The sequence below is a fragment of the Desulfofundulus sp. genome, assembly GCF_049701015.1.
Classification (GTDB): domain Bacteria; phylum Bacillota; class Desulfotomaculia; order Desulfotomaculales; family Desulfovirgulaceae; genus Desulfofundulus.
Genome location: NZ_JBNATZ010000191.1, coordinates 1,653 through 4,848, shown reverse-complemented (window position 1 = coordinate 4,848; position 3,196 = coordinate 1,653). Strand labels below are relative to the sequence as shown.

Below are 3,196 nucleotides of genomic sequence, written 5' to 3'. Positions count from 1 at the left end.
GAAAGAAGAGTTCAGGGCATTAGCCCAGAAGGCACAATCCGTAGCCTTTGAGCTGAGAGGGTGAGCGCGGCGCTGCTGGTCCACCTGGCTGACTACGTTGCCAGCCGGGAGTGGGTGTCGGGGGAAGTCCTGGCGTTTGCGCCCGAGCCCGGGTCTTAAGCTGTTCGGCGAGAAGGAAGTGTTTTGGCGAGGAGGGGATGTTTTGTGGAAAAGAAGTTTTCGTTTTCCGCCTACCTGAACGGACTGGTCGAAAAGCGCGGCTTATCCATACGTTCTGTGGCTAAGTCTGCTGGTGTAAGTTTTTCCCACCTGTCGCGTATTCTAAGAGACCCGTCTACACCTACTCCTAAGATCCGCTTCCTGGACGCACTGCCTCCTGTGCTGAACGTGCCGTTCTCTACTTTCCTGTTTTATGCCGGGCAGTTTCTGCCGGAAGCAGGTCCCCGGTCAGGTGAAAATTGTAAACGACCAAAACTGACACCTAAACATCTTTTGAGCTACCTGGAGACAATCAGTCGCGAAGACATTATGCTGTTTTTAAATTCTGCCGCTTCTGAAGACAAATTACGAAACTTTTTACATCTAGACGGCAAATTTCTAAAAACTTTATCTCCAGAAGCTGAATTAACGTTTGCAGATGCAATTATTAATCATATCAACTCTGTTTTGAGCGCGAAGAAATTTGATAGTTTAACCACAATGGACATCCTGGTTTACTTTTCTGAGCTTGTAGAGCACGATTTGGACGAAATTCTTTTTATGTTTGACTTGATCCCGTCAAAGTTCTACTCGCACGATCACTCTCCCAACTTTGCGACGAAACTGGATCGCTTGAGCGAATGGCTTGATTACGTCGTGTGCTCACTCAACGGGAAACAGGGTTCGGTTTCTGATTCCACAAACGCGGCGACAGAAACATCCCCTGCTGCTCTTTGGGTACTTTACTTCGATAAAGAAAAAGAGCGAGACTACTGGAAGACAAGAGAAAATACTTCTGCGGATGCAGAGTATCTTCCCTATGATTTAAAAATCGCAAGCATGGGCGAAACGGCTCAAATTTCCATTACTTTACCGGCTGGCATCGCTTTGTCCCTGTTGCCAGAACTTGCGGCGATGATCCGGAGGGTTGCTGATGCGTACAGCGCGCGGTGATCTGTGGCGGCTTGCGATCGGTAAGGTGCTGGTGATCACCACCAACGGCTCGCTTAACAAGCGCGGCGAGTGCGTCATGGGGAGGGGGATAGCCAGGGAGGCAAAAGAGCGGTTCCCGGAGCTGCCCGGGGTACTGGGGGACCGTATCAAGCAGCAGGGGAACCGCTGTTTTACGCTCGGGAAGTGGGGCGATTACATACTGGTATCTTTCCCTGTAAAGCACCGCTGGTACGAGAAAGCCGACCCGGGACTAATCCGGAGATCGGCCTTGGAACTGGTGGAGATAGCCGGCACTTGCGGTTTCGAGGAGGTCTACATGCCGCGGCCGGGCTGCGGGAACGGCCGCCTGTCGTGGGAGGGTGAGGTGGAACCCCTGCTGCGGGGCGTCCTCGACGACCGGTTTGTGGTATGCACGTGGGACTGAAAAAACGAAAGGAGCGAAGATGGTTGTGTACTTCCCGATATTAAGTGCTTTGAAACACCGTCAGGTCGACGAGTCTTTATGCGGCAGGTTGGACACCTGGTTGGGGACCAGGCGTCCGGCGGTAAGGAAGCATTTAAGCCCGCTCCAGTTCAGTTTGGACAGCGGTATTGATGAGGAAACGGCAACTCACCTGTTTGCGCTGTGTACGGACATCGGTTTGCTGAGGACGAGATATACAGTTGAATGCCCGGGCTGCAGTTCCATCCTGGGCAACTATTACTCTCCGGGCGAGATACCAGAATCCATGTACTGTCCCGAGTGCGGGTCAAACGTCCTGGTGGGCAGCGGAGACGTCGCGGTCTGGTTTGAACTGCTGCGGGAACCCGAGCGGTTCTGACCGCCGCCAGGTTAAAAAACGAAAGGAGCGCGAGAAAATGGCGAAGCGGAGTGAGCTCAAGGAAGGCATGTACGTGCGGATGAACCCCGAATTGGATCCAAACAGTTACTGGAGTCGTTTAATTGCGGGCCGCTATCTTTACCTCTACAAAGTAGCCGAGGAGCCCGACGACGCCGGAATATGGAGTCCATGTGTTGGAAGTGTTCTTTATTGGCCGGTAGGGTACATGAAGTCGGTTGACAATGAGGACATGATACTTATTTCTGAAGCCGAACAGGAAAGGATTAAATACATTTTACAGCACAAACATGAGTTTGGAGAGCTGTTCAGGACGGGCCGCAAGCTGGAGCGTGCTATAGAAGCGCTGGACGATTACCTCAGAGAGAACTGCGAAGAGCACGTCGACCTGTGGGACGTAATGGACGCCGAAGACCTGGCCGACAAAGTCAGGTGGGCAATGAGCGATGAAGCTGAAGGGGACGAGATAGGAGAAGTCGTCAGCGAAGCGGTCGAGATGTGGGGAGAGATTGAGAAGTTACTGGGAGAGCTGGACCGCCTGGAAGATAAGTACGTGCGTGGCTGGGTCCGGCGGCAGGGACCGGCAGGTAGAGAGGAAGTTGTCGTAACGGAGACGCCGGGGTACCGGCTGCTGAACCAGATCATAGCCGACTTTGCGGCGCTGAGGGAGAACTGGACGGAGGAGCTGGGCAGCGGCTACCCGTTCAGCGAGGACCTTGACGAGCTGATAGTCAGGCTGGTGATGTGGCGGGACAGCGTCCGCGGTACAGGTCTGAAAGCGGGGAGGGGGCTGCCGTGCGGCAGTTGACGGTCTTTGACATCCTGCCGGATAATACCGGTCAACCCTCTGGCGGGAAAAGAAGAAAACGCAGACCTCTCAAAGAGGAGTACGACGAGTGCGTGGCTGCTCTGAAAGAGCGTTTTGACCGGCACGCTGAAATCCTGGCCAGGGGGACGGCTGATCCTTTCTACCCGGACGGGGTCAACGCCAACCTGGTCAGGAACCACATTCTCTACTACAGGAAGCGGCTGGAGGAGATATGCAGTCAGACGTTTTTGGCACTGCCGGAAATATACTTCCGCCCGGTCCCCGAGCCGGTGAGTGAGGACTGCATGGCGCCGGGTTCCCGGGCGGCAAAGCTGCGCAGGACCTCAATAGAGGGGGATTAACCGCCACTGTCAGGCGGCCAGACCCGCCTGTTTTT

The 3,196-nt window shown here is 54.3% G+C and carries 5 protein-coding genes; all 5 read left to right on the top strand.

The window, feature by feature from the left end; translation table 11 throughout:
* The first annotated feature begins 204 nt into the window (after nt 1-204).
* The 5 genes from ACPLUI_RS11025 to ACPLUI_RS11005 are packed head-to-tail and all read left to right on the top strand — an operon-like array spanning nt 205 to nt 3,161.
* Nucleotides 205-1,152 (top strand): helix-turn-helix domain-containing protein, encoded by a 948-nt coding sequence (locus ACPLUI_RS11025; protein WP_424660315.1) that lies wholly within the window; start codon nt 205-207, stop codon nt 1,150-1,152.
* Nucleotides 1,133-1,576: a hypothetical protein gene (locus tag ACPLUI_RS11020; protein WP_424660314.1), complete on the top strand. Its 444-nt coding sequence runs from the start codon at nt 1,133-1,135 to the stop codon at nt 1,574-1,576. Before ACPLUI_RS11025 ends, ACPLUI_RS11020 begins: the two co-directional genes overlap by 20 nt.
* Nucleotides 1,577-1,625: 49 nt before the next feature.
* Nucleotides 1,626-1,973, top strand: a complete 348-nt coding sequence (locus ACPLUI_RS11015) for a hypothetical protein (RefSeq protein WP_424660313.1) — start codon at nt 1,626-1,628, stop codon at nt 1,971-1,973.
* A gap of 37 nt (nt 1,974-2,010) precedes the next feature.
* Nucleotides 2,011-2,799: a hypothetical protein gene (locus ACPLUI_RS11010; RefSeq protein ID WP_424660312.1), complete on the top strand. Its 789-nt coding sequence runs from the start codon at nt 2,011-2,013 to the stop codon at nt 2,797-2,799.
* The gene (locus ACPLUI_RS11005) at nt 2,787-3,161 is read left to right on the top strand and encodes a hypothetical protein (RefSeq protein ID WP_424660311.1); all 375 of its coding nucleotides are present in this window, start codon (nt 2,787-2,789) and stop codon (nt 3,159-3,161) included. The genes ACPLUI_RS11010 and ACPLUI_RS11005 overlap by 13 nt, the downstream gene beginning before the upstream one ends.
* Nucleotides 3,162-3,196: the final 35 nt, after the last annotated feature.

Bases quoted from the DNA above. Each gene is read 5' to 3' on its own strand.
- ACPLUI_RS11020 (WP_424660314.1), top strand. From the start codon at position 1,133: ATGCGTACAGCGCGCGGTGATCTGTGGCGGCTTGCGATCGGTAAGGTG.
- ACPLUI_RS11010 (WP_424660312.1), top strand. From the start codon at position 2,011: ATGGCGAAGCGGAGTGAGCTCAAGGAAGGCATGTACGTGCGGATGAAC.